We start from the raw sequence: 22389 nt of genomic DNA, 5'->3' as shown, positions 1-22389 counted from the left end.
GTGGGGTGCGGCCTGGCGGTGTCTGTGCACGGTCCCTCCTCGCTCTCGAGGCACTTGTCGGCGGTCGCACCGGCGACTCAAGCAGAGCCGCGCGGTGAACTGCAAGCCGTGTCTGAAAGTTTCTGAAATCTCTTGCTACTCGTCACCGGAGAGTGTTTGACTCGCACATCGAAACGATCAACTGGCTTTCGACGCACTTCAGTTCGTGCGACCCATGGGGGCATCGGTGGCAGGTCACCAGCGAGAACTGCTGGTCAGGGAGGCACGGCATCTGGCCCCTGGCGCCTCGGAGGAGGCGGCACTCGCCAAACGCGTCTTCGCCGAAGGGCGCGGGGCCGTCCTCACGGACCTCGACGGCAACCAGTACCTGGACTTCGCCGCCGGCACGCTCACCCAGTCACTGGGACACGGCCATCCGGAGGTCGTGGCGGCACTGATCCGTCAGGCCGAACGGCTGTGGAACGTACACGACAGCCCCACCCCCGAACGAGCCGCCTTCTTCGAGCTGTTGGCGCGTCTGCTGCCCGAACGCCTCGACACGTACGCGCTGTTCTCCACCGGGGCGGAAGTGGTGGAGGCCGCGCTCCGGGTCGTCCAGTCCACGGCCGAACCGGGCCGCAACCGCATCGGCGCACTGCGGCACGGCTTCCACGGCAAGACCATGGGCGCCCGGATGCTGGTCCACTGGGACGTCGGCCACCAGGCCTTCGCCGGGAACAGCGTCCTCGGCTACGCGCCGTACTGCTACCGCTGCCCGCTGGAACTGGAGTACCCCACCTGCGACGTCCGGTGCGCGGCTCTCGTCGACCGGCACATCGCGTCGAAGCCGAACGTCTCCGCCCTGGTCTTCGAGCCGGTGCTCGGCGCCGCGGGGGTCGTCGTGCCGCCCCCCGGCTACTGGGAGCGCGTCTCGGAATCCTGCCGTGACAACGGCGTCCTCCTCGTCGCCGACGAGGTGGCGACCGGCGGGGGCCGCACGGGAGCCTTCCTCGCCTCCGAACTCCTCGGCGTGGAGCCGGACCTCGTGGCGATGTCGAAGGGGATGGCGAACGGCTTCCCCTTCGCCGTCCTCGCGGGACGGCGCGACCTGCTGCACTCCCCCGCGGCCGCTCCGCCCGGCGCCTACGCGTCCACCTACGCCGGAAACCCGCTGGGCATCGCCGCCGCGCGGGCGACGCTCGAGGTCGTGGAGCGCGACCGGCTCATCGACCGGGTCCGGGTGCTGGGAGACCGGCTGGGCGAGCAGCTCGCCGCCCTGCACGCCCGGTTCGACGTGCTCGGGGAGGTCAGGGGCGTCGGCCTGCTGCACGGTCTCGAGTTCGTCCGGGACCGTGCCACCCGCGCCCCTGCCCCCGAGATCGCCCGCGCCGTCTACACCACCGCGCTCGAACTGGGGCTCCGCACCTCGGTCGGCGGCCACATCATCCGGCTCGCTCCCCCCTTCACCCTGGACGAGGCGCTCCTGGACGAAGGCGTACGGATCCTCGGACGGGCCGTCGAACGGGTGGTGGCCGCGTGATCGTCGCCGAACGGCTCACCAAGGACTTCCGCGTCGCCGAGCGGCGGCCGGGCCTCCTCGGCAGCCTCTCCACCCTCCTCACCCGCGAGTACCGGACCGTGCGCGCCGTGGACGGCATCTCCTTCCACCTCCGCGCCGGCTCCAAGACCGCGTACATCGGCGCCAACGGGGCCGGCAAGTCGACCACCATCAAGATGCTCACCGGCATCATGACCCCCAGCTCCGGCCGATGCCTGGTCAACGGCGTCGAACCCTACCGGCAGCGCCGGGACAACGCCCGTTCGATCGGCGTGGTCTTCGGGCAGCGCAGCCAGCTGTGGTGGGACCTCTCCGTGCCGGACTCCTTCCAGATCCTGCGCAGGATCTACGACGTACCGGACGCGGTGTACGAGCGGAACCTGGCGCTCTACCGGGAGCTCCTCGACATCGACGCCCTGGGGACCACCCCGGTACGCCAGTTGAGCCTCGGGCAGCGGATGCGGGCCGAGATCGCGGCGAGCCTGCTGCACGACCCGAAGGTCGTCTTCTGGGACGAGCCCACGATCGGCCTGGACATGGTGCTCAAGGAAGCCGTCCGCGCCCTCGTCAACCGCGCCAACGCCGAACTGGGCACGACCGTGCTGCTCACCAGCCACGACCTCTCCGACATCTCGGCCATCTGCGACGACGCGCTCGTCGTGGACGGCGGCAGGGTCGTGCACGAGGGAACGCTCCACGAACTGCTGCGCCGCGCCGACCGCCGGTCGGTCGTCTTCGACCACCGCGGCGGCCCCGGCGTGGCGGACACCGTGCTCCGGATCGAGACGGGGCTCCCGGGCGCCACGGCGGGCCTCACGGGCGAGGGACGGATCCGGGTGGACTACCCGGCGGACGCCTTCACCTCCCGGTACGTGCTCGGCTTCCTCCTGGACCACTTCGAGCTCGCCGACTGCTACGCCCCCGAGCCCGACCTGGAGACCGTGCTCCGCCAGACCTACCGGGGCGGTGCCCGCGCCGCGCGGGACGGCGGTGCCGGGTGAGGGGCCCCCTGCACGCCGGCGCCTACGTGCCCTTCGCCACCAGTGGGCTGCAGTCCCTGCTGCAGTACCGCTCCACCTTCCTGGTCACCGGCGTCACCGCAGCGGCGGGCGCCGCCGTCACCGTCTTCCTGTGGCGGGCGGTCTACGCCGGCTCCACGGGCCCCGGGCCCGGCGGCTTCACCCCGGCGGGCGTCACCACCTACCTGGTGATCGCCCAGGTCCTGGCCGTGGTGCACGCCAACCGGGTCGACGACGATGTCGCGGCCGAGGTCTACCGCGGCGACATCGCGGTGATGCTCGTGCGCCCCGTGAGCTATCCCCTGGTCCGCTTCGCCGCCTGCCTCCCCGTGATCGCCGCCAACGCGCTCCTCGTGGGCGTCCCGCTGCTCGTGCTCTTCGCCGTCCTCGTCCCGCTGACCGCCCCCACCCCGGTGGACGCGGCGCTCTTCGTCCTGTCCACCGCGTTCTCGGCGGTCATCGCCTTCTGCGTGAACCTGCTGACCGGCATGGCCGGGTTCGTCACCACGAACACCTGGGGCGTCCGCATGGTCAAGCAGGGGATCGTCGCCTTCTTCGCGGGCCAGATGGTTCCGCTGGCCCTCCTGCCCGGCCCCCTGCACACCCTGGCGATGGCCCTGCCCTTCCGCGCCATGGCCGACGGCCCCCTCACCCTGCTGCTCGGCCGGTACGAGGGGGTCGGCGGGGCGGTCGCCGTCCTCGGCCACCAGCTCGGCTGGGCCGCGGGGCTCGTACTGCTGTGCGCCGCGCTGTGGCGCGCCGCGGCCGGCCGACTGGAGGTGCTGGGCGGATGAACCGGACCGTCGGCGGCCATCTGCGCCTGGCCTTCTTCCTCGGCGGCGTGGGCCTGCACCGGCTCACCGCGTACCGCCTCGACTTCCTCCTCGGCTCCGGGGCCTTCCTCGTCCGGGTGGGACTCCAGACCCTGGCGGTGGGCGTGGTCTTCAGCCACGTCCCGGCCGTCGCCGGCTGGTCCTACCACCAGGTGCTCTTCCTCCTCGGCTGCTCCCTGCTGCCGCGCGGGCTCGACCACCTCTTCACCGACCAGTTGTGGGAGCTGAGCCGCAAGCTGGTCCAGCGGGGCGAGTTCTACCGCTACCTGATCCGCCCGGCGAACCCCCTCTTCTCGCTCCTGTCGGAACGCTTCTTCCACCCGGACGGCTTCGGCGAACTGGCCGTCGGCACCGCCCTGGTGCTCTGGTCCGGAGCCGAGCTGGGTCTCGACCCCACCGCCCTGCAATGGGCGCTCGTGGTGCCGCTGATCCTCTGCGGAGCGCTGATCCACGCCGCCGTGAAGCTCTTCTTCGCGTCCCTGTCGTTCTGGACGGTGACGAGCATGCCGGCGATGCAGACGGCCACCCAGGTCTCCGAGTTCGCCGGCTATCCGCTCGACCTGTACCACCCGTCGCTGCGGATGCTCCTCACCTGGGTGCTGCCCTTCGCCTTCACGTCGTACGCGCCGGCCGTCTACCTGCTGCACGGCTCCACCGGCCTGGTCCGGTGGCTTCCGGTCGTGACCGGCCTTTCCCTGCTCGCCGCGCTGTCGCTCTGGCGGCGCGGCCTTTCCAGATACGAGATGACCGGGAGTTGACGAACTGCGTGACCAGCGACACCCAGCTCCATGAACTGCTGCGCGGCGCGGACTGGCCGCCTGAGGACGTCCGCCGGGCCGACCGCTGCGTGCCGGTCGACGAGGCCCCCCTCGGCTCCGGCATCACGCTGTTCGTCGTGTCCGTCGTCGGCGGCCCGGCGCACGGCGGGCTCCTCCTCGTCCCCGCCCGCGCGGACGGGTCGGGCCGCCTGGTGGACGCCCAGGGCTCCGAGGGCTTCGACCTCGCCTGCGTGCGGCTGATGGCGGCCGGAGGCCGGATCCCCACCGCCCGCGGCGGTCACGTCGACTTCCGCGGCACGGCCGGGGCCCGCGCGGTCTCCCCGCTCCCCTTCGCGCAGGGCCGGTCCTCGAACTCGCTCTCGCTCCTCGACATCGACGGCCGTCCCCACCTCCACAAGACCTACCGCTCCCTCGGTGCCGAGGTGCGGGAGCCCGAGCTGCTGCGCCTGATGGACGGCAGCGCCCACACGCCCCGGTGGTTCGGCGACTACGGGTACGTGCCCCCGGGCGGCACGGAGCGACTGGCCCTCGGAGTGGTCTACGCGTACACGCCGGGCAGCGGGATCGACACCCCGCTGCGCGCGAACCTGCGCGCGCTCTGGCCCGGACTGACGGGCGGCCCGGGAGGCGTCCGGGAGTCCGCCCCGTCCGGCGGCGCCGGCGGCCCCGCGCGCCTGGACGGCCTCGTCCGGGAGCACCTCGCCCCCCTCGCCACCCCGCTCCGCACGGCCCGTTCGTTCCTCGGCGGGTTCCACGAGGAACTGCGCGTACGCCTCGGCCGGGGAACTCCCCCGCCGGACTACCCCGTCGAGCGTGCCCTCCGCGCCGCCGAGGAGCGGTGCCACGCCCTCGCCGAGCGGGCCGGCCGCGAGGCGGGGCTGCCGGCGGCCGCGCTGGACTCCGCCTTCGACTCCCTGACCCGGGAGATCGCGCTGCTGCGGACGGCCTTCGACGCGGCCGGCACGCACCCCGCAGGGCCCTGCCACGGCGACCTCCACCTGTCGCACCTGCTGTGGGACCCGCCCCGGCTCATCGACATCTCCACCCCGAGCACGGGCCCGGACGTCCCGGGCTGGGCCGAGCAGTCCCCGCTGCAGGACCTGGTCGCGCTGGGACGTGCCCTGGAGTACTTCGCCGCCGACGAGGCCGCGTACGAGAGCGCCCGGCTCCTGGGCGTCGACTCCACCGAGACGATGCTCGCCTCGCTCGACGGCGGCGCCGGCCTGCCGCCGCGCGAGCGGTCCGTGCTCCTGCTCGTGTTCGAGGCGGCGGACACGTGGCGCCGGCACGTCGCCGGCCTGTTGCTCGCGCCCGCCGGATCCGACGGGGACCGTGCCGGTCCGGGTCCCGACGCCTCCGACGAGCCGTTGCGACGGTTGCTCTACCTGCGCCGCCTGCTGCACGAACTCGACTACAACTTCGCGCACGCCCGGCCCTACCACGCCGCGATCGACCTGCGTCACGCCATGGCGCTCGGTCTCCCCTCCCCGCTCGCCCGCACCCTGACCGCGAGGACCTGACGTGAGTCACGTGACCGACGAACCGCTGCACGTCATCGAGACGTACTTCGAATGCTGCGGCTTCGACCACACCTTCCTCCAGGGCGGCACCTCGGTGTACCTCTGGAACCTCTCCCGCGCCTTCGCCCGCAAAGGCCACCGGGTGTCCATCGTGACGCCCGCTCACGGGCGCCTCGACGACCTGCGCCGCCGCCACACGGTCGAGGACCTCCCCTACGAGGACTCCTACACCCTCCCCCTCGTCCTCGACCCCGAGGTGTGGCGGGACTTCCCAGCCGAGGTGGACGTGCCGCTGCGCACCACGGCGCACCGGATACGTCTGGAGGGCGTCGACCTCTACTTCCTGTCGAACGACCACCTGGACCGGCTGCCCGACACCTTCTACCCGCCGTACTCGGCGAAGGGCCGGGACCTCACCTTCTTCAAGCCGCTGGTCTTCCAGGTCGACAGCGTGCGCTTCCTGCGCGGCTGGTTCGGCGGCGAACGGGCGATCGTCCACGCCCACGAGCCCTACTACCACTACCTGTTGCCTCCGGCGCTGAGCGGCGACCCGCTGAAGAGCGTGGTCACCACCGTGCAGAGCAACATGCCGATCACCAAGAAGGTGTACGGACCCGAGGTCCGCAGGCTCCTCGCACTCCTCGGCGCAGCCCCGCCGGCGGACGAGGAGCCGTCGCTTCCGGCCGGTGAGCGCGAGGCCCAGCGCCAGTACCAGACGCGTACCCATCTGCACTACGAGTACCCGGCCGACCACCTCACCGTCTACGGTCTGGTCGCCGACCACTCCGACGGGATCGACTTCCTCTGCCCCGGCCAACGGGACTTCTACAACGGTTTCCGCGACACCCCGTTCGAGGAGCTGTTCGCGGCGCTGCCGATCTCCCGGACGGTCCGGCGCAACGCGCACAAGCAGTTCGTCGGCGGCTGCGCGATCTCGGACGGCTGGCTCGCCCGGGACCCGGACGCGGTGGACCGGGACGGCGTCCTGTCCGGGCTCGGTCTGGACCCGTCGCTGCCGACCTTCTTCCACAACGCCCGCTACGCGGTCCACCACAAGGGCCAGGTCGAACTGGTCCGGGCGATCGACCGGGTCCTCACCGACGGGCTCGCGGCCAACTTCGTCCTGCGCTGCATCACCGGCACCGGCATCGACGACCCGTACTTCCACGAGGTCGCCGAGCGCCACAAGGGCCGGGTGCACCTGGAGTGGGAACGGGTCGACGAGAGCCGGGTCTTCGCCTACGCGGCCTCCGCCGACTTCTGCGTGTTCCCGTCCAAGTTCGAGATGGACACCTTCCTCATCGCCCAGGGCGAGGCCATGGCGTGCGGGGCGGTGCCGGTGGCCACCGCCCAGTGGGGCACGGCCCACTTCCGGCACGCCGCCGAGGACGCGACGCGGACCGGCTTCTCGGTCAACCGGTCGTTCGCCGAGGACGACGCGCTCCTCGTCGACGGGCTCGCCGACCGCTTCCACCGGGCCGTGCGCCTCTTCCACGACGAACCCGACGAGTACCGGGCCCTGTCGGCCCGTGCCCGGCAGGTGGCCCGCTCCTTCACCTGGGACCACTGCGCCGACCTCCACCTGGAGGTCTTCCGGGACCTCTGGCGCGGGACCGCCCCCCGGCCGACGGCCGACACGGCCCTGCGGCACGGCTGGTTCGACGTCCTGCCGTCCCGGACCTGGCAGGAGCGCCCCCAGGAGGTGCTCGACGCGGCCGTGGCGGCCGGCGACCTGGCCGCCGTCGAGCGGCTGGGCCCCGTCACCCCGCCCCTGGCCCTCCGGCTCTTCGACGCCGCCTGGGAGCGTGCCGACTTCGCCGTGTGCGAGGCGGTGGCGGAGCGGTGGCCGGACGCGATCCCTCCGGAGCGGGTGGCCCTCCTCGGTGACCGGTGCGCGCCCCACGGGGACGGCCTGCGGTACCGGCTCGCCCACGCGGAGCGCGTCGAACTGGTCGTCCCCGGCCCCCGGGGCCCCGGGGGCCGGGCGGAGGCGGAGGTCACCGAGTGGACCCGCGGGGAGACCGGGGAGTTCAGGGGTGCCGCTCCGCCCGCCGGCACGGACGCCCGGCTGCTCCTGACCCTTTCGAACGGCCGGATCGCCTGGGACGAGGTGCGTCATGGCTGAGTCCGACCAGGTCCGCACCGTCCTGCTCGCCGGCGGCCGGGGCGAGCGCATGGGGCGGCTCGGCGAGGGCCGGCTGAAGCCGCTCGTGCCGTACGGCGGCGCCTGCCGGCTCATCGACTTCAGTCTGGCGAACGCGCGCGACTCCGGCCTCGGGGAGGTGCTCCTGCTCTCGCAGTACGAGGAGCGCCTGCTGATGGACGACCTGCACTCCGCCTGGAACGGCACCTCGCGCGGCTTCCGGGTCCACTTCGGCCCGTACGACGCGGCGTACCACGCCGCGGGCGAGGAACTGCCCCCGCGGCTCCCCGACCGCACCTGGCCCCTGGAGAAGGGGACGGCCGACGCCCTCATCCGCAAGGAGCAGTACGTCTTCGGCCCCCGGACCGAGCACGTGATGGTGCTCCACGCGGACCACGTCTACCGCTTCGACTACGGCCCGCTGATCCGGCGGCACATCGCGTCGCGGGCGGCGCTCACCGTCGCCTACCAGCGGATCGACCCGCGCTGGGTCCACCTCTTCGGCATGGTCGCGTTCGACCGGGACGGCTCCCTGACCACCTTCGTGGAGAAGCCCGAGCACCCCACGTCCGACCTCGTGTTCGCCGCCTTCTGCGTGTTCGACGCCAAGGTGCTCCGGCGGTACCTGGAGGAGCTGGAGGGCACGGACTGGCAGCACGACATCAGCCGGGACGTGATCCCGGCGATGCTCGCGGCCGGGGAACGGATCCGGGGGCACCGCGTCGAGGGCCACTGGGAGGACATCGGCACGGTGGAGCGCTACCACCGCGCCCATCTCGCGATGACCCGCTCCGACGCCGGACTGCCGGTCCAGGCCCTGCCCTGGACCATCTCGCCCTACCTGCAACGGCGCCGGGTCGACTCGCCGGGTGCCCGGCGCTCCGTGGTCCCCTTCGACATGGTCAGCCGGGGACACGTCGAGGACAGCGTGCTCTTCCCCGGCGTCCGGATCGGCGAGGGGGCGCGGGTGCGGCGCAGCGTGGTGCTGCCCGGTGCCGTGGTGCCCGACGGGGCCGACATCGACTCCGCGGTCGTCCTGGAGAACGGCTTCGTCCAGCACGTCGAACCCGCGCCGAACGCCGCACGCTGAGGAGCACGTCCATGCACATCATCAACTTCGCCTACGAATGCGGCGGCTTCGACTCCCGGCTGATGCGCGGGGGCCTCTCGCCGCTGGTGTGGAACCTGTCCCGGGAGTACGCCTCCCTGGGACACCGGGTGTCGATCGTCACCCCCGCGCACGGGCACCTCGACCGGCTGCGCGAGTCGTACGCGATCGAGGACCTCGACTTCCGGCTCGACCACACGGTGCCGCTGGTGCTCGATCCGAAGACCTGGCCGGGCCGTCCCGCCGAGACGGCGCTGTCGCTGACGACCCGGGCCCATCTGCTGCGGCTCGACGGCGTGGACGTGTACTTCCTGTCCGACGCCCAGTTGGACCTGCTGCCCGACCGGCTGTACCCCCCGCCGGACTCCGAGGGCCGGGACCTGTCGTTCTTCAAGCCGCTGGTCTTCCAGGTGGCCGGACTGCGCTTCCTGCGGGAGCGGCTCGGCGGGGAGGAGCCGGCGATCGTCCACGGCTTCGAGCCGTCCTACCACCACCTCGTCCCGCTGGTGCTGCGCGACGACCCCCGGTGGCGCTGTGTCAGTACGGTGGCGGCCAACGCTCCGATCACGCAGAAGGTCTACCGGCCCCAGACCGAGGCCCTGCTGGCTCTCTTCGACGTGTCCCCCGCCCCGGCCGGTGCCGGCGCCGGGACGGGCGGGGCGGTCTCCCTCGACGCCTGGGAGGAGGCGCCGCCGCCGGAGGACTCGCCGGCCGCCGCCATGGTGCGGGCCCTCGCGGCGACGCGCCTGCACACCGAGTACGGCCCCGACCACGTGGGCCTCTTCCCGCAGCTCCTCGCCCACGCCGACCTCGTGGACTTCGTCTCCCCCGGTCAGCGCGACCACTACAGCACCTTCGCCGACACCCCGATGGAGCGGTACGTCGCCTCGCTGCCCGTCTCCGGCCTGCTGCGCGAGCAGGCGGGCAAGCTGTTCGACGGGGGCTGCGGGGTGTCCGGGACGTGGCTGGAGAGGGACCCGGCGGGGGTCGACCGCGACGCGGTGCTGCGCTCCCTGGGACTCGATCCGGCCCGGCCGGTCTTCTACCACGCCGCCCGGTACGCCGTGCACCACAAGGGCCAGCTGGAGCTGCTGCGGGCCGTGGAGGAGGTCCTGGCCGGCGGTGCGGAGGTCAGCTTCCTCCTGCGGTGCGCGACGGGCGCGGGCGGAGCGGCCGGGGCGGCGCCCGCCAACGCGTACTTCCAGCGGGTCGCCGACGCGTATCCGGACCGGGTGCGGCTCGACTGGCGGCTCGTCGACGAGGACGCGCTCTTCGCGGAGGCCGCCTGCGCCGACTTCTGCGTCTATCCGTCGAAGTTCGAGCTCGACGGGTTCCTCATCGCCCAGGCCGAGGCGATGGCCTGCGGCGCCGTGCCCGTCGCCACCGCGCAGCGGACCACCGCCCACTTCGGGCACGCGCTTCCCCACGGGGACCCGGCGGCGACGGGCTTCGCGGTCCGCGGTTCGTTCCGCGACGACGACCGCGAGCTCGCGTCGCTGCTCGCGGACCGGATCCGTGCCGCGGAGCGGACGTTCCGCGAGGCTCCCGGGGAGTACGCGCGGCTGTCCGCCGCGGCTTCCGGGACCGCCCGCGGTTTCACCTGGGGCGAGAGCGCCCGCCGTCGCCTCGGCGCGTTCCGGGAGCTCCTCGACGACGTTCCCCGCCGGCTGCCGGCGGGGGACGCGATCCGGTACGGATGGTTCGATCTGCTCGACGGGGCGGAGTGGACCGAGCACAGGGAGGCGATCGCCCGGCGCGCCCTCGAACTGGGGGACGCCGCCGCCTACGGGCGGTGCGCCGAACTCGACGGGGCCGCGTACGAGGCGCTGTTCGCCGCCGCGTTCCGGCGGGCGGACTTCCCGCGCTGCGCCGAGCTGGCGGAGGCGGCGGACCGCATGGCGCTGATGGCCCCGGTCCGGCACCGCTGTCGCGTCTCGTCCGCCGGGCCGGACGGGACGCTCCGGGTGGAGTACCGGCATCCGGAGGTGGCGGCGGTCGACGTCGTGGTCGAGGGGGACGCGGCGACCCCCGGCGACACGGACCCGTCCGGTCCGGAGCCCCTGGAATCGGCGGCCGAGGCCGCGCTGTCGGACGAGCCTGTGCCGTCCGCCGGCACGACCCGGACCACCGCGCTGCGGCGGGACGCCGACGGCGTCCTCCGGGGCTCCGTCCCGGCCGACGGCCTGCGGGCGGGTCTCGTCCTCCGGCTCACGCTCGCCGACGGCCGCGTGACCTGGGACCACGTCCCCCTCCCGGAGGCCCCGCCCTACCGTGTCGTGGCCACCGACCTCGACGGCACGCTGCTCCGCGGCGATCTGACGGTCTCGTCGCGGACCCGGCGCGCACTCGACCTGGTGGCCTCGTCGGGAGCCCTGCACCTCGTGGTGACCGGCCGCCCGGCCGCCGCGTGCCGTCGGCTCCTCGACTCCCTCGGCTACACGGGGCTCGCCGTCTGCGGCCAGGGCGCGCAGTTGTACGACGCGGGCGCGGACCGGCTGCTGTCCGCGGAGCGCCTCGACACCGGACTCGCGCGCTCGGTCGTGGCCCGCGTCGAGGACCTCGTGGGCCCGCTCGAGCTCGGGGTGGTGACCTCTCCCCCGGAGAGCCGCTTCAAGGTCACCCCGGGGTTCGGTGAGCGGGTGCGACACGGCTGGGACGTCACGGCTGACCGCTCGCTGCTGTGGGAGGCGCCGATCGACAAGCTGGTGCTGCACCACCGCGTCCTCGGGGACGACGAGCTGGCCGAGACGGCCCTCCGGCTCTGCGGCGAGGAGGTGACCGTCGTGCACTCCGTCCAGGGCATGGTCGAGGTCCTGCCGCGGGGCGTCACCAAGGGCACCGGGGTGGCGCGGGCCCTGGAGCTCCTCGGCGTCACGGGCGAGGAGACGATCGCCTTCGGCGACATGCCCAACGACATGCCGATGCTGGCGCTCGCCGGGCACGGTGTGGCGGTCGCCAACGCCCACGCGGCACTGCGGGCCGTCGCGGACGAGATCGCGCCGGGCAACGAGGAGGACGGCGTGGCGGAGGTCCTCGAGCGCCTCTTCGGCACGCCGGTGACGCCCATGGGAGGTGGCGTGTGAGCGACCCCCTCTCCCGTCTCGCCGAGGCCCACGGCGTGGCGACGGGTTACCGCACCGACCGGGGACGTCCGGTGGAGGTCTCCCGGGACACCTTGGTGGCGGTGCTCGCCGCGTGCGGCGTCGACGCCTCGACGCCCGCCGCCGCGGAGGCCGCCCTCGCGGCCCACCGCGCCGAGCGGGCCCGCCGGCTCGTCCCGCCGTGCGTCGTGGTGCGGGGCCCCCGCGGCCCCCGCCCGGCGCTGCCGGCCGGGGCCAGGGCCGAGGTGCTCTGCTCCGACGGCCGTACGCGGAAACTCGACGAGCCGCTGCCGGCGGGGTCCCACACCCTGAGCGTGGAGCGGGACGGACGGCGGGACGCCGCGGTGCTGCTGGTCGCGCCGGACGGGTCGGTCCCGGCACCGTACTCCTGGGGCTTCCTCGTCCAGCTCTACTTCCTGCTCTCGCGCCGCTCCTGGGGCATGGGCGACCTCGGCGACCTCGCCGAGCTGGCCTCCTGGGCGGGGCGCGACCTGGGGGCGGACTTCGTCCAGCTGGGTCCGCTGCACGCGATGGAGCCCGGCCCGCTGCCGGATCCGTCGCCCTACCGTCCGAGCAGCCGGCGCTTCCCCGACCCCATGCACGTGCGGGTCGAGGCCGTCCCCGAGTTCGCGTACCTGGCGGAGGGGCCGCGTGCCCGCGTCCGGCGGCTGGCGGACCGGGCCGCGGCCCTCAACTCCGCCGTGCTCGCCGGGGAGTCGCTCATCCGCCGCGAGGAGGTGCGCGAGCTGAAGCTGGCGGCCCTGCGCGAGGTGTACGAGGTGCCCCGTCCACCGGGCCGCGAGGCGGCGTTCGCCGCGTTCACGGCGCGGGAGGGCCGCGACCTCACGGACTTCGCCACCTGGTGCGCGCTGGCGGAGGTCCACGGCCCGGCCTGGCGTTCCTGGCCCGCCGCGCTGCGCGATCCGCGGTCGACGGTCGTGGCCGACGCCCGGCGGGTCCTGTCCGGCGCCGTCGACTTCCACCGGTGGCTCGCCTGGATCACCGACGAGCAGCTCGCCGGCGCCCAGCGCGCCGCGCGGGAGGCCGGGATGCGCGTCGGGCTCGTCCACGACCTGGCGGTGGGGGTGGCGCCCGAGGGGGCCGACGCCTGGGCGCTCCAGCACTGTCTGGCCGAGGGCATGTCGGTGGGGGCTCCGCCGGACGACTTCAACCCGGCCGGCCAGGACTGGGGGCAGCCTCCGTGGCGTCCGGACGCGCTGGCCGCGGAGGGCTACCGGCCCTTCGCCCGTCTGCTGCGTGCGGGGCTGCGGCACTCCGGCGCCCTCCGCGTCGACCACGTCATGGGGCTCTTCCGCCTCTGGTGGGTGCCCGAGGGGCGGCCCCCGACCGACGGCACGTACGTCCGGTACGACGGCGCGGCGATGCTGGCCGTGCTGGGCGCCGAGGCGGAGGCCGCCGGGGCGTTCGTCATCGGGGAGGACCTCGGCACGGTCGAGCCGGAGGCGCGCGAGGAGCTCGCGGCGCGGGGCGTGCTGGGGACGGCGGTGCAGCGCTTCGAGTACGAGGGCGGCTCCGAGGGCAGGGCGGGCCCCCTGCCGCCGGAACAGTGGCGTGAACACTGCCTGGCCACCCTGACCACGCACGATCTGCCCACCACGGCGGCCTGGCTCAGCGGTGAACACGTCGACCTGCGGGCCTCGCTGGGGCTGCTCGCCCGGTCGCCCGAGCAGGAGAAGGCCGAGGCCTCCGCCGAACGGGACGGCTGGCTCGCCGCGTTGGCGCGGCTCGGGCTCCTGCCCGATCCCGCCGGCGAGGTCGCCGCCCTGCACACCTACCTGAGCCTGACGCCGGCCCGGATGATCGGCGTCTGGCTCCCGGACACGACCGGCGACCGGCGGCCGCAGAACCTGCCGGGCACGGCGGGCGTCCACCCCAACTGGTGCCTGCCGATCGCCGACGGACAGGGCCGTCCCGTGTCCTTGGAGGAGCTTTCCGAGGCTCCGCTCGTCCACCACCTGGCCGAGGTGTACGCACGCCGGCCGCAAGCACACCGAGTGACCAACGAGGAGAGGCATGTCAAGCCGGGTTCTAGTTGACGAGGCACGTCGGCCGGGGGTGTGGGAGGACGCCGACGGCTTCAGCCTGCTCGCGCCGGACGGCACCGGGTACCGGTCGGACCTCGTCCCGGGGGTGCTCTCCCCCGGGAATCCCGCACTCGCCCGCGCCGTGGGCGGACGCCGGGTCGTCGCCTTCACGGGGCCGACCGTCGACCGCCTGTACGGGCAGGCGCTGCGCGACTACCTGGAGGCGAACCTGACACCGGGGACGTGGACCCTGCACACGATCCCCACCGGGGAGAAGAACAAGACCCTGGCCACGGCGGAGCGGGTCTGCTCGCTCGCCAAGGCCGCGGGACTCGACCGGCACGGGGTCATGCTGGCCCTCGGCGGCGGCATCGTCTCGGACGTCGTGGGCTTCGCCGCCTCGATGTACTCCCGGGGGATCCGCTACATCCGGATCAACACCACCCTCGTCGGTCAGGTGGACGTCGGGGTCGGCGTCAAGACGGGGGTCAACGCCCTGCACACGAAGAACATGTTCGGCGCCTACCACCCCGCGCACGCCTCGCTGAGCGATCCCTCGTTCCTCTCCACCCTGCCCCCGCGGGAGATCCGGTGCGGTCTCGCCGAGATCGTGAAGATGGCCGTGATCCTGGACGAGGAGCTGTTCCGGACGCTGGAGCGGTACCCGGACGCGTTCCGGCGGGACGGAACCCCGACGCCGCCCGAGATCGAGACGTACGTCCTGCGCACCTCGATGCGGCTGATGATGGAGGAGCTGTGCCCGAACCTGCGGGAACACCAGCTCGCCCGCCTGGTGGACTTCGGCCACACCTTCAGCCCCGTGATCGAGACGGCCGGCGACCACCGCCTCGAACACGGCGAGGCCGTCGCCGTCGACATGGCGCTCTCGGCCTGCCTGGCGCTGCGGCTCGGACTGGTCGACGAGCGGGAGTGCGACCGGATCGTCGGTCTCCTCGCCCGCATCGGGCTTCCCGTCTTCGACGCGGAGACCTGCACCCCGGAACTGATGACGCGGGCGCTGGAGGAGTCCTGGGAGCGACGCGGCCGCCGGCTGCACCTGGTGGTTCCCATCGCCGCGGGCAAGGCGACGTTCGTCGACGACCTCGCCGACGTGCCCCGTGACGTGCTCCGCCGGGCCCTGGACGAACTCGCCCTGAGAACCGACGGCATCGCCGAGGGGACCAGGCCGTGACCCGGGGCACCGGAACCGCGCGGCCCCTCGCGAACCTGCGGGACCTGCTGTCCCCCAAACCGCGCGACCACGGCGGGGCGGGGACGATCCTCGCCCACCGGATCTTCGCCCGGGGCGAGGGGCCCGGCGCCGGCTTCATCGACCTGGCCGTCCTGCCGCCGGGGACGTCCATCGGACGTCACCGGCACGGTCACGACCGCGAGACGTACGTCGTGCTCAGCGGCAGCGGCGTGATGTACCGGGACGGGGAGGCGTTCCGGGTGGAGGCCGGGGACGTCATCCCCAACGAGCCCTTCGGCGAACACGGTCTGAGCAACGACACGGACACGGAACTGGCGCTCCTCGTCTTCGAGGTGGAGGCCGGCGACAGGAAGGACCCCGATGGCGATCCCGCCCGGTGACCCGACGACGACCGGGACCGGCCCGCTCCTGACCGTCATGGACGTCGGAGGGACGACGCTGCGCGTCGGCACCTTCGACGTCCGGGGCGGCGGACGGCTGTCGGACGTGGCCCGGATGCGGGTGGACGGCATGGACCGTCACCCCGGCACCCCCGTGCCCGTGCTCCAGCGGCAGGTGGTGGACCAGATCGTGCGCGAGGCCGAGCGGCGGTCCGGGGCGCGCCCCGGCCCCGCTCCGGCCGCCCTGGCCGTCGCCTTCGCCGGGCCGGTCACCCGGGACGGGACCGTCCTGGGCGCCCCGACGGTGTGGGGCGGGGGCGGTGACCCCCTCCCGCTCCAGGAGGTCCTGAGCGCCCGGCTGGCCGTGCCGGTGCTCGTCGTCAACGACCTCACGGCGGCCGCCTGGCGGTACGGGACGGAGAGCGCGGTCCCGTTCTGTCTGCTGACCGTCAGCTCCGGCATCGGGAACAAGGTGTTCCGCGACGGCGACGTGCTCCTCGACGCCGAAGGGCACGGCGGGGAGCTCGGTCACTGGACCTGCGACCGCTCCCCCGACGCCCCGCCGTGCGACTGCGGGGGGCGCGGACACCTGGGGGCGATCGCCTCGGGGCGCGGGGTCCTCGCCGCGGTGCGCCGGGCGGCGGCGGCCGACCCGGCGGGGTACGCCCGGTCGGCACCGGCCCGCGCCGGAGCGGTCGATCCGCGGTTCCTCGGCAATCCGGAGATCGCGGAGGCCGTACGGAACGGGGACCCGTTCACGACGGCCGTGCTGCGCTCCACCCTCGTGCACCTGGCGGCGGCCGTGGGCGCGGTGTTCGCCTCCATCGGGATCCGCCGCTACGTCCTGATGGGAGGCTTCGCCCTCGCGATCGGCGAGCGCTACCGGGAGCTGCTGGTGGAGGAGCTCGTGCGGCAGGGCTGCTTCGGCCTGACGGCCGCCCAGGTGGACGCCATGGTCGTACTGGGCGAGGACGACGACGACCACGGCCTGATCGGGGTGGGCCGGCTCATGGGCCGCCGTCTCGCGGCACGACGGGAAAAGGTGACCCTCTGATGCCCGTCCGTACGGAGAACTCCGTGCCGGCCGCGGTCGCGCCCCGCCGGACGCTCGTGGTCGGCAGCGGGTTCGTCGGCTCCGAGATCGCCCGCCGGCTCGTCCTGGAGGGCCACGAGGTGACGCTCGGGTCACGAGGACGGCCCGCCGTCGAACCCGAGGCGTACGGGGCGCGTTGGAGGGCGCTGGACGCCACCGACGCGGAGGCCTGCGCCCGGGTCGTGACGGCGGTCGCCCCCCGCACGGTCGTCCTGGTCCACGGGCCGTCCGACGTCACCTGGTGCGAGGCGCACCCCGGGGAGGCGGCCGCGGCGCACAAGGCCGCGACCGCCCACTTCGCCGCGCTGCCGGGCCTGGACCGCGTCCTGATGATCTCGACGGACAACGTGTTCGACGGCAGGTGCGCCGAGAACGTCGAGTCCACCCCGGTCGCACCCGCCAACGCCTACGGGGCGGCGAAACGCGCCGCCGAGGAGCTCCTGCTGTCCCGGGCGGTCTCTCCGGCGACGGCCCTGCGCGTCAGCCTCGTCTACGGCCACGAGCCCGCGGACGGCGGGAAGTGGCTGAACTTCTTCTCGTCCTGTGCCCACCGCCTGGTCCGTGGCGAGACGGTGGAGGCGCCGGCCGACCAGTGGACCACGCCGGTCCTCGTGGACGACGTCGCCCTGGTGGTCGCCCGTCTCCTCACCCACGGGGGCTCCCTTCCGCCCGTGCTGCACCTGGGAGGTCCGGAGCGTGTCTCCCGTGCGGCGTGGGCCGGCGAGATCGCCCGCGTCCTGGGCGCACCGGCGGACCTGGTGAAGCCGGTCCCCCGGGCCGCCGGCCGCTATGCCTCCCGGCCGCGGAACACCTGCCTCTCCAGCACGCTGCTGTCGGCCGTGCCCGGGATGGCCGCCGTTCCCCCGCGGGGCGTGGCAGCGGCGGCCGAGTTCCTGGCGCCGCTGTTCCTCCGGCGCTGAGACACGACGGGGACACCGTCTCCGCGCCCTCGTCCGTCACGACGGCGGCGCGGAGCCTCTCCCGGGAGACCCGGCCGCCCGTCCGGGAAGACCGGCGGCCGGTCGTCGTGTTGGATGAGGCTGCCTTCCGGAGACAGGGCCAGGACCGGCATGCCCAGGTCGGCGGCGCGGGACGGCCGTCGGTGACCGGCTCGCGGCCGGGCGCCGTTTCGCCGGAGCGCAAGGAGATTCGGCGACCCAGCCCAGGACGGTCCCGACCGGCTCGATCAGCCCAGGAAGCTCAACCGCACCTGCCGCTGCGGGTTGTCCTTGTTGGTGTCCGCCAAACTCCGTTAAGGCAACACCAGCCTATCCGGACGGCAAGGGCCGGGGCCGACCCTTGCCACAACCCCGCGGTCACTTCTCCAGCAGGGTCACAGGGGCCTGGGGACGAGGAGGCGGCAGTCGAGGATCTGGCGGGCTTCCCTCCGGCGGGAGCGGCGGGGGTGCAGCAGGGCGACGCCGACGATGACGACGTACACGGTGATCCAGACGACGAGGCATTCGGTCTGGTCGTGGCGCTCGCCCGGCTGGCGCGGAGGGGCGCTCGGCCCTCTCATCTGGCGCTGGCGCTGTTCGGCGAAGGGCACCCGGTGCCGGAGGGGACCGTGCGAGACGCTTTCGGCAAGGCGGTCCGGGGCCTGGGCGCCGGGCTCGGCGAAGAAGGTCCGGAAGAGGGGGAGGACGGGGAGGAGTGGGCGGAGCGCGTCGCCGACGAGGTGGTCGCCTCGGGGCAGCGGGTGCGGCTCGTTCCCGCGCGGGTGCGTCGGATCGATGAGGGCATCGCCCGGTACATGCGTGACCGGGGAGTGGCGTGGCCCCCTCCCGAGCTGGCCGACCTGGATGAGAATCCGGAACCTCCGAGCCTATCCGGCGGGGAGGTCACGGCTTCCGCGGTGGCCACGGTGCTGCGAGGCGGTGCCGCCGTCACGCCACAGGGGATCGGCGACGTGCTGCGGGCCGTGCAGCCGACGGGCTGGGGCAACCCGGGGGCGCGCTGGCCGAGTACACGGTCAAGGACGTCCCTGATGCCGCCCGGGAGGTGTTCCTCCCGGGCGGCGGGATGAGCACTGTTCCCGACGGTGACGTCCGCGGCGCCCTGCTGGGTCTGGCGGAGACGGCCACCCTGGAGGACCTGCGGGACGCCTGGGAGGTGAGCGGGGCGACCCGCGAGTGGGCGCTGGACCTGTGCGCACGGATCGAGGCGGAGCTCGAGGCCGGCGAGCTGGGCGACGCGGCCCTCGCCTGGCTGATGGGCAGGGCCTTCGTGTCGGGGCTGGTGCTGATGGCCCAGGTGGGAGACCGCCACTGGTCCCCCACGGACCGGGCGTCGGACTCCCTGATCCTGTTGATGATGCGGCGGTCGTTGCGCGACCTCGACGGCAAAGTGCCGGACTGCCAGTGGGAGCTGCTCGGATCCCCCGCCGTGATGCCGGCCCCGCTGATCCCGTTCCTCCAGCCGCGGCACACCTCCGAGATCCAGTAGGAGAATCATGATCCAGAGCCCTCGTGAGACCGTGGCGGCGGCCATGGCCGAAATGGCGGTGCTGCGTGCTCTCCAAGTGGCCGGTCGGCGCTTGCTCGCGCGGCAAAGCCGGGCGGTACGGGGCCCTCTGCGGACCGTCCCTCCGTGGGAGCTGCATGTCCATCTGCCGGTTGGCGATACCGATCTGGCGCTGCTCCTGCGGGATGCGTGGGTCATCCCGGAGGCCGTCGGCCTGCCCTCGACCATGATCGACGAACTGGATCAGCACGTGCGGATTCTGCTTGCCGCGGGGCTCGGGTACCGCCGGGACGACTTGTTCAAGACTTTGTCCCGTATGCCGCTGGAACAGCTGGTACTCCCTTGGGACGCGCCTACCGGGAGGGAGGAGGCTCATGCCCCGAGCAAGTGATCCTGTGGAGCTGAGGGCGGCAGGCGTCCTGCAGTACTGCACGAGCGAGACCGTCGAACCGTATGACCACTGCCCCCGGTGCGGTGATTTCCATGAGGTGCGCGCGAACCTTAACGGGCGCTTCGACTTCATGTGCGGCGGTGATCGGGCGGTTGAGGTCACACAGGTGACCAGCAGCGTGGCTGAGCGGAACCGGCGCTCCTGGGAGCCGTACCTCAAGGAGCGTACGGTGCCCGAGTTGGATCTGGGCTGGCACGTGGTGTTCGAGAGCACGGCGAAGGCAACCTACGGGGGTCGCAAGGGGCACCCTCGTTTCAGGGATGCCCTGACCGTCATCAGCCCGGCCCTGGCCGAGCTGGAACGGTGTGGCGTGCATCACTTCACCCCCGGCACGGCCTGTATCGAGCATCCGTTCCACGAGGAGGCGTGCCCGTACGGCGTCCTGGGCAGTGCCGGGGTGATCTCCGGCTATTCCGTGCCCAGCGACACGACTACCGGCTACATCAGCGCCGGCCTGCTGACGGGGTACGACCAGATGCCGGCTTTCAACCCGAACCACTGGGCCGGGAAGGCCGAGAAGAACAGCCGCCAGGGAAAACCCCCACCACCCTCTCCCCTCCCGGAACCACTCCGGATGGGCCCGGTGCTGTGGTCGTTCGATCCGGACTTCCTCGCTTCACTGGAGAAGCGCCGGGCCGAGGACGAACGGAAATCGGCCGAGACGACGCGAGCCCTTTTCCCCGGTCGCCACACCGATGCTGAACTCACCGAACTGGCCCGCCGGGACGTGAGGGAACGGATCACCCTCGCACGATCCGTGACCTGGCGGACCGCGCTCCCGGCGAACCCGCCGCCCATCGCTGACGCCGACGGCGGAACGGAACTGGTGGACTTGCTGGAAGTCGAGTTCGGGCTGCACGAGGACCTGGCCCTGAAGCTCAACGCGGCTTCCGACCGACCGCGCCGCGAGGTGTTCTTCTGGCTCACCTGGATGCGTTCCTCGGCATGGCACCGCCTCGCCGCCCCGGGCCTGCTGCCCCCGCGGTCTCCGAACGTACCGGCCGGCATCACCGGCCTCTGGGTCGGCTGCCTGCTGGACCAGACCCACGTCCTGCACTGGGACCACGACACCGGCTGGACGCGCCACCCGCTCCCGAACCCGCTGCCTGTACCCCGATTCCCCGGCTGCCCCTGACCAACGACAGGACAGCACAGCGGCATTTCGGCCCCCTCATGGGCCGAGGTTGGACTGTGAGGAGGGCCCCCTCCGACTATAGACACGCTCCGCAGTTGTCTATGTTGCTAGGAGCTGTCCGGCCGATCATGAGCCTGTGATGGAACGTGCATGATGTCGCCCAGGTCCTGGCATCTGCGACGCCACCACGGCCAGGCATGTGGAGCGTGAGGGTCGGGCAGCGTGCGTGCCAGGAAGTCGGCGTCGGCTTCTTTGACGGCTGACGCGATTTCCCGGGCTGCTCGTCTGTCGAGAGCGCCGATGGCTCGCTCTATCAGGAAGCGGTCGTCCCAGATGTCGTAGCCGGGCAGATGCGGTTTGGGCAGGTAGAGCGGCCATCCTGAACGGTGCACGAAGCCCCGCCAGCATCGGACGGCGTGTTCGAGCGTTTGGACAGGAAGGCCGCGTTCGGCCTCGAACCGGGCCGCCTGGCGACGCGTATGGGGTGAGAACTGTGAGGACCGGCGCCGGTAGTCCCGAAGATGGGTCCGACAGGCAGCGTCCAGACGTAGAGCAGCCGCCGTCTTGCGGGGCATGACTCTTCTTTCGAAGTGGTGATCTCGGCAGGTCACTCTACTGTCTGGTCCTGCGGTGGTTCACGTCCTGAGCCAGATGGCCAGCGCCGCAGCGGTTGCGGTGCCGAGGTAGACGTAGCCACGTTTGTCATATCTGGTGGCGACGGCTCTGGCGTGCTTGAGCTTATTGATGGCCCGTTCGACGGTGTTGCGTTTCTTGTACCGCTCTTCGTCGAAGCCGGGTGGCCGTCCGCCGCGTGAGCCTCTGCGCCGGCGGGCGGCCTGGCTGTCGGTCTTCTCCGGGATCGTGTGCCGGATGCCCCGGCGTCGCAGGAAGTTCCGGACGGGCCCGTTGCTGTATGCCTTGTCGGCGGCGACGCTGTCGGGCTTCTTGCGGGGTCTGCCCGGCCCGAGGCGGGGGATGCGGATCTTCTCCAGCACTGGCTGGAGCTGGGTGCAGTCCGCCCGCTGACCTGGGGTGATGATCAGGGACAGCGGGCGGCAGCGGCCGTCCGCGCTCAGGTGGAGCTTGGTGGTGAATCCGCCGCGCGAGCGGCCCAGGCCCTCACCTCCCGCACCACCTCCACCAGGCGGGCGACGAGGCGCTGCCACGGCGTCTCGTCCTGGTGTTCTGCCAGTTCGGCCCCCTTTGAGCCGGGCGCCGACAGTGGGTCGGTGCGGGCACCGGCGGCATGCTGATGCGCACGGACGATGGTGGAGTCGACCGCGACGTCCCAGTCGATCTCGCCTGCGGCGTCGGCCGCGGCCTGGACCTGCTGGAGCAGACGCTCCCATGTCCCGTCGGCCGACCACAGGCGGCGCCGTTCGTAGACGGTCTTCCACGGCCCGAATCGTTCGGGCAGGTCACGCCACTGAACGCCGGTCCGCACTCGGTGCAGAATCCCGTCGATCACCTGCCGGTGATCCCGCCACCGGCCACAACGCCTGTTACTGACCGGCAGGAACGGCCGCAGCTGTTCCCACTCGGCATCGCTCAGTTCACCCCGCCCCATGC

Annotated in this window: 18 protein-coding genes; 16 read left to right on the top strand and 2 right to left on the bottom strand. The window is 72.9% G+C overall.

The window, feature by feature from the left end:
• Window positions 1-226 precede the first annotated feature (226 nt).
• The 13 genes from ACIGW4_RS14625 to ACIGW4_RS14565 are packed head-to-tail and all read left to right on the top strand — an operon-like array spanning window position 227 to window position 17691.
• Complete coding sequence (locus tag ACIGW4_RS14625) at window positions 227-1519, top strand: aspartate aminotransferase family protein (protein WP_398706276.1); 1293 nt, start codon at window positions 227-229, stop codon at window positions 1517-1519.
• Entirely contained in the window at window positions 1516-2538 is a 1023-nt protein-coding gene (locus tag ACIGW4_RS14620; protein WP_123456744.1) for an ATP-binding cassette domain-containing protein, read from the top strand. The genes ACIGW4_RS14625 and ACIGW4_RS14620 overlap by 4 nt, the downstream gene beginning before the upstream one ends.
• Window positions 2535-3350: an ABC transporter permease gene (locus ACIGW4_RS14615; protein ID WP_399580586.1), complete on the top strand. Its 816-nt coding sequence runs from the start codon at window positions 2535-2537 to the stop codon at window positions 3348-3350. Before ACIGW4_RS14620 ends, ACIGW4_RS14615 begins: the two co-directional genes overlap by 4 nt.
• Window positions 3347-4147 (top strand): ABC transporter permease, encoded by an 801-nt coding sequence (locus ACIGW4_RS14610; protein ID WP_123456742.1) that lies wholly within the window; start codon window positions 3347-3349, stop codon window positions 4145-4147. Before ACIGW4_RS14615 ends, ACIGW4_RS14610 begins: the two co-directional genes overlap by 4 nt.
• An 8-nt stretch (window positions 4148-4155) precedes the next feature.
• Window positions 4156-5688 (top strand): phosphotransferase, encoded by a 1533-nt coding sequence (locus tag ACIGW4_RS14605; protein WP_399580582.1) that lies wholly within the window; start codon window positions 4156-4158, stop codon window positions 5686-5688.
• Window position 5689: 1 nt separating this feature from the next.
• On the top strand, window positions 5690-7813 hold the full coding sequence (locus ACIGW4_RS14600) for a glycosyltransferase (RefSeq protein ID WP_399580580.1): 2124 nt from the start codon (window positions 5690-5692) through the stop codon (window positions 7811-7813).
• Entirely contained in the window at window positions 7806-8921 is a 1116-nt protein-coding gene (locus ACIGW4_RS14595; protein ID WP_399580578.1) for a sugar phosphate nucleotidyltransferase, read from the top strand. The genes ACIGW4_RS14600 and ACIGW4_RS14595 overlap by 8 nt, the downstream gene beginning before the upstream one ends.
• Window positions 8922-8932: 11 nt before the next feature.
• Window positions 8933-12022, top strand: a complete 3090-nt coding sequence (locus ACIGW4_RS14590; protein WP_399580575.1) for an HAD-IIB family hydrolase — start codon at window positions 8933-8935, stop codon at window positions 12020-12022.
• Complete coding sequence (gene malQ, locus ACIGW4_RS14585) at window positions 12019-14097, top strand: 4-alpha-glucanotransferase (RefSeq protein ID WP_399580574.1); 2079 nt, start codon at window positions 12019-12021, stop codon at window positions 14095-14097. Before ACIGW4_RS14590 ends, malQ begins: the two co-directional genes overlap by 4 nt.
• Window positions 14098-14116: 19 nt before the next feature.
• Window positions 14117-15277, top strand: coding sequence for a sedoheptulose 7-phosphate cyclase (locus tag ACIGW4_RS14580; RefSeq protein WP_398706266.1), 1161 nt, complete (start codon window positions 14117-14119; stop codon window positions 15275-15277).
• On the top strand, window positions 15274-15678 hold the full coding sequence (locus ACIGW4_RS14575) for a cupin domain-containing protein (RefSeq protein ID WP_123456736.1): 405 nt from the start codon (window positions 15274-15276) through the stop codon (window positions 15676-15678). Before ACIGW4_RS14580 ends, ACIGW4_RS14575 begins: the two co-directional genes overlap by 4 nt.
• The gene (locus ACIGW4_RS14570) at window positions 15659-16732 is read left to right on the top strand and encodes an ROK family protein (RefSeq protein ID WP_398706265.1); all 1074 of its coding nucleotides are present in this window, start codon (window positions 15659-15661) and stop codon (window positions 16730-16732) included. The genes ACIGW4_RS14575 and ACIGW4_RS14570 overlap by 20 nt, the downstream gene beginning before the upstream one ends.
• The gene (locus ACIGW4_RS14565; RefSeq protein WP_399580572.1) at window positions 16732-17691 is read left to right on the top strand and encodes a sugar nucleotide-binding protein; all 960 of its coding nucleotides are present in this window, start codon (window positions 16732-16734) and stop codon (window positions 17689-17691) included. Before ACIGW4_RS14570 ends, ACIGW4_RS14565 begins: the two co-directional genes overlap by 1 nt.
• A gap of 413 nt (window positions 17692-18104) precedes the next feature.
• On the opposite strand, the gene ACIGW4_RS14560 is transcribed toward ACIGW4_RS14565, so the two are convergent.
• Window positions 18105-18320: a hypothetical protein gene (locus tag ACIGW4_RS14560; protein ID WP_399580569.1), complete on the bottom strand. Its 216-nt coding sequence runs from the start codon at window positions 18318-18320 to the stop codon at window positions 18105-18107.
• Between the two features lie 473 nt (window positions 18321-18793).
• Here ACIGW4_RS14560 and ACIGW4_RS14555 point away from each other — a divergent pair, with 473 nt between their 5' ends.
• The 3 genes from ACIGW4_RS14555 (at window position 18794) to ACIGW4_RS14545 (ending at window position 20820) form a co-directional block, all read left to right on the top strand.
• Entirely contained in the window at window positions 18794-19216 is a 423-nt protein-coding gene (locus ACIGW4_RS14555) for a hypothetical protein (protein WP_399580567.1), read from the top strand.
• 7 nt (window positions 19217-19223) lie between these two features.
• Window positions 19224-19625 carry a hypothetical protein gene (locus tag ACIGW4_RS14550; RefSeq protein ID WP_383433980.1) on the top strand — a complete coding sequence of 134 codons (402 nt, stop codon included), beginning with the start codon at window positions 19224-19226 and terminating at the stop codon, window positions 19623-19625.
• Window positions 19626-19791: 166 nt separating this feature from the next.
• A complete protein-coding gene (locus ACIGW4_RS14545) occupies window positions 19792-20820 on the top strand; it encodes a hypothetical protein (protein WP_399580565.1) in 1029 nt (342 codons plus the stop codon).
• A gap of 635 nt (window positions 20821-21455) precedes the next feature.
• On the opposite strand, the gene ACIGW4_RS14540 is transcribed toward ACIGW4_RS14545, so the two are convergent.
• Window positions 21456-22387, bottom strand: a protein-coding gene (locus tag ACIGW4_RS14540) for an IS5 family transposase (RefSeq protein ID WP_399580563.1) whose coding sequence is annotated in 2 segments (ribosomal slippage) — window positions 21456-21991 and window positions 21991-22387 — 933 coding nt in all. Because the reading frame shifts where the segments join, the coding sequence is not laid out codon by codon here.
• Window positions 22388-22389 lie beyond the last annotated feature (2 nt).

This window comes from Streptomyces sp. NPDC053513 (assembly GCF_044544765.1).
In the GTDB taxonomy this organism is placed as follows: Bacteria; Actinomycetota; Actinomycetes; order Streptomycetales; family Streptomycetaceae; genus Streptomyces; species Streptomyces litmocidini.
The sequence above is the reverse complement of the archived record's forward strand: the minus strand, read 5'-3'. Positions and strand labels throughout refer to the sequence as shown.

What these genes read in the sequence shown, in the direction of transcription:
- ACIGW4_RS14610 (WP_123456742.1), top strand. Translation starts at nt 3,347, where the DNA reads ATGAACCGGACCGTCGGCGGCCATCTGCGCCTGGCCTTCTTCCTCGGC.
- ACIGW4_RS14570 (WP_398706265.1), top strand. Translation starts at nt 15,659, where the DNA reads ATGGCGATCCCGCCCGGTGACCCGACGACGACCGGGACCGGCCCGCTC.
- ACIGW4_RS14565 (WP_399580572.1), top strand. Translation starts at nt 16,732, where the DNA reads ATGCCCGTCCGTACGGAGAACTCCGTGCCGGCCGCGGTCGCGCCCCGC.
- ACIGW4_RS14595 (WP_399580578.1), top strand. Translation starts at nt 7,806, where the DNA reads ATGGCTGAGTCCGACCAGGTCCGCACCGTCCTGCTCGCCGGCGGCCGG.
- ACIGW4_RS14590 (WP_399580575.1), top strand. Translation starts at nt 8,933, where the DNA reads ATGCACATCATCAACTTCGCCTACGAATGCGGCGGCTTCGACTCCCGG.
- ACIGW4_RS14555 (WP_399580567.1), top strand. Translation starts at nt 18,794, where the DNA reads ATGAGCACTGTTCCCGACGGTGACGTCCGCGGCGCCCTGCTGGGTCTG.
- ACIGW4_RS14550 (WP_383433980.1), top strand. Translation starts at nt 19,224, where the DNA reads ATGATCCAGAGCCCTCGTGAGACCGTGGCGGCGGCCATGGCCGAAATG.